The following is a 2,685-nucleotide window of genomic DNA, read 5'->3' on the forward strand; positions in this document are numbered from 1 at the left end:
TGCCGCTGCCGCCCACGCCGGTGCCGCCGCCGCCTGAGCCCTCGCAGCAGGCCGGTACCGGGCAGACCCCGCCGGTCGCCCGCCCGCAGGAACGCAGCACCTCGGTGCAGAACACGCTCGAGCGGCTGCGCACGGCCCAGCCGCAGGACCGCCCGCCGACCGCGCGGCCCAACCCGTCGGGCGCGCCGCAGCAGGGCGGCGGGTCGCCGACCGGCAGCGCGGCGCTGACCCAGGGCGAGATCCTCGGTCTGGCCGCTCAGATCGCCGAATGCTGGAGCGTCGACCGCGGGATGATGAACGCGGACCAGATCGTGGTTGAGATGCGCGTCGTCCTCGACAGCCAGGGTAATGTGCGCAACGTCGTGGGCATCTCGGGAATTCCTTCCGAACCGCGCGCGCGCGCGGTCTTCGATTCAGCCCGCCGCGCGCTTATGTCGCCGCAGTGCAACCCGCTGCGCGTGCCGCCGAACAAGTACCGGACCGTCATGGATTCCGTCTTCCGCTTCAACCCGAGGGGCCTCGTGCGATGAACCCTTGCTCTCCCTTCGCGCTGACGCGCCGCCGCATGCTGCTGGGCGCGGGTGCCGGGCTGGTGGCGCCCGGCATCTTCGCGACACCGCTCCCCGCCCTCGCGCAGCAGGCCACGCAGGGGGCGGTCATCGACATCACCCGCGCGCGCACCGACCCGATCCCGGTCGCGATCCCGGATCTCGCCGGGGCGGGGGAGGGCGCGCGTGTGGGCCGGGACATCGCCCGCGTGATCCAGGCCAACCTGCGCAATTCCGGCCTGTTCCGCCCGGTGGACCGGCAGGCCTTCATCCAGACGCCCGAGAGCGCGGCGCAGACCCCGCGCTTCCAGGACTGGCGCGTGATCGGCGCGCAGGCGCTGGTCACCGGCCGCGTGGTCGAGCAGGGCGGCCAGTTGCGCGTCGAGTTCCGCCTGTGGGACGTGCTGCCCGAAGCGCAGCTGCAGGGCACCGCCTTCACCGCGCCGGCGGCCAACTGGCGGCGCATCGCGCACCTGATCTCCGACGTGATCTACGAACGCCTGCTGGGCGAGAAGGGATACTTCGACACCCGCGTGGTGTACGTGAGCGAGACCGGTCCGCGCGACCGCCGCACGCGCCGCCTCGCCATCATGGACCAGGATGGCGAGAACCATCGCTTCCTGACCGATGGGCGCTTCGCCGCGCTCACGCCGCGCTTCCACCCCTCGGCCGACCGCATCGCCTTCATGTCCTACCGCGACCGCGGCCAGCCGCAGGTGGTGCTGTTCGACATCGGCTCCGGCGCGCAGCAGGTGCTGGGCAATTTCCAGGGCATGACGCTCTCGCCGCGCTTCTCGCCGGATGGGCGTTCGGTCGTGCTGTCGGCCTCGCGCGGGGGGGATGCGAACATCTACGTGGTGGACCTCGCGTCGCGGCGGGAGCGGCAGCTCACCAGCGGCGGCGGGCTCGACGTCTCGCCCTGCTTCTCGCCGGACGGCAACCAGATCGTGTTCAACTCCGACCGCGGCGGCGACCAGCAGCTGTACGTGATGGATGCGGGGGGCGGGAACGTGCGGCGCATCTCCTTCGGGCGCGGGCGCTACGCGACGCCGGTCTGGTCGCCGCGCGGCGACCTCATCGCCTTCACCCGCTTCGGCGGCGGCGGCTTCGCCATCGGCGTGATGCGCCCCGATGGCTCCGGCGAGCGCATCCTCTCGGAAGGCTGGGCCATGGAAGGCCCGACCTTCGCGCCGAACGGCCGCGTGCTGATGTTCTACCGCGAGAGCCGCGCCACGGATTCCCGCGGCGGCGGCTATTCGGCGCGCATCGCCTCCATCGACATCGCCGGCTTCAACGAACGCCCGGTGCCCACCCCCACCGATGCGACCGACCCGGCCTGGTCGCCGCTGCTGTCGTGACCCGCACCGTGCTTGACCCCGCGGGCGGCGAGTGCTTTGCCCCCGACCGATCCATCACCGCACCAGGAGCCCCCCCCATGAAGACCCGCCTGTTCGGCGCCGTGGCCGCCCTCGCGCTGCTCACCGCCTGCTCGAACACCGACCAGAACGCGGCGGCCACCGGTGCCGGCGGCACCATCCGTCCCGGCAGCCAGGAAGACCTGGTGGCCAATGTCGGCGACCGCGTGTTGTTCGACTTCGACCGCGCCACCATCCGCGCCGACCAGCGCCCGATCCTCGAGCGCCAGGCCGCCTGGATGGGCCGCAACGCCGAAGTGCGCGTGCAGGTCGAGGGCCACACCGACGAACGCGGCACGCGCGAATACAACCTCGCGCTGGGCCAGCGCCGTGCGAACGCGGCGCGCGACGTGCTCGTGGCCGGCGGCGTGAACGGCGCGCGCATCACCACCATCTCCTACGGCAAGGACCGGCCGGCGGCGCTCGGCTCGGACGAGGCCGCCTGGGCGCAGAACCGCCGCGCCGTCACCGTCGTCCAGTAAGCAGAGGGACGGCCCGGCGGTGAGCCGGGCCGCGCCGCCATGGCCCGTCGCACGCCGCTGATCGCCGCCTTCGCCGCCCTGCCGCTGCTGGCCGCCGTCCCTGCGCATGCGCAGATGGACAGCCGCGAGGGCATCGCGCTGCAGAACCAGATCCTGGAGCTGCGCCGCGACCTCGATGCGCTGCGCCGCGGCGGCGTCGTGGCCGCGCCCGCGCCCGCCCCGCGCGGCGGCGGCGGCGCG

At 73.4% G+C, this 2,685-nt stretch carries 2 protein-coding genes and 2 pseudogenes; all 4 read left to right on the top strand.

Annotation, left to right across the window (positions count from 1 at the left end; translation table 11 throughout):
- Window positions 1-530: pseudogene (locus HW578_RS25245) on the top strand (hypothetical protein); the annotation flags it as partial.
- Complete coding sequence (gene tolB / locus HW578_RS25250) at window positions 527-1,906, top strand: Tol-Pal system beta propeller repeat protein TolB (protein ID WP_198373456.1); 1,380 nt, start codon at window positions 527-529, stop codon at window positions 1,904-1,906. The pseudogene HW578_RS25245 and the gene tolB, both read left to right, overlap by 4 nt.
- Window positions 1,907-1,983: 77 nt before the next feature.
- Entirely contained in the window at window positions 1,984-2,445 is a 462-nt protein-coding gene (gene pal / locus HW578_RS25255; protein WP_198373457.1) for a peptidoglycan-associated lipoprotein Pal, read from the top strand.
- A 39-nt stretch (window positions 2,446-2,484) separates the two neighbouring features.
- A pseudogene (locus tag HW578_RS25260) lies at window positions 2,485-2,685 on the top strand (tetratricopeptide repeat protein); the annotation flags it as partial.

This window comes from Roseomonas rosulenta, assembly GCF_016106005.1.
GTDB classification, from domain to species: Bacteria; Pseudomonadota; Alphaproteobacteria; order Acetobacterales; family Acetobacteraceae; genus Neoroseomonas; species Neoroseomonas rosulenta.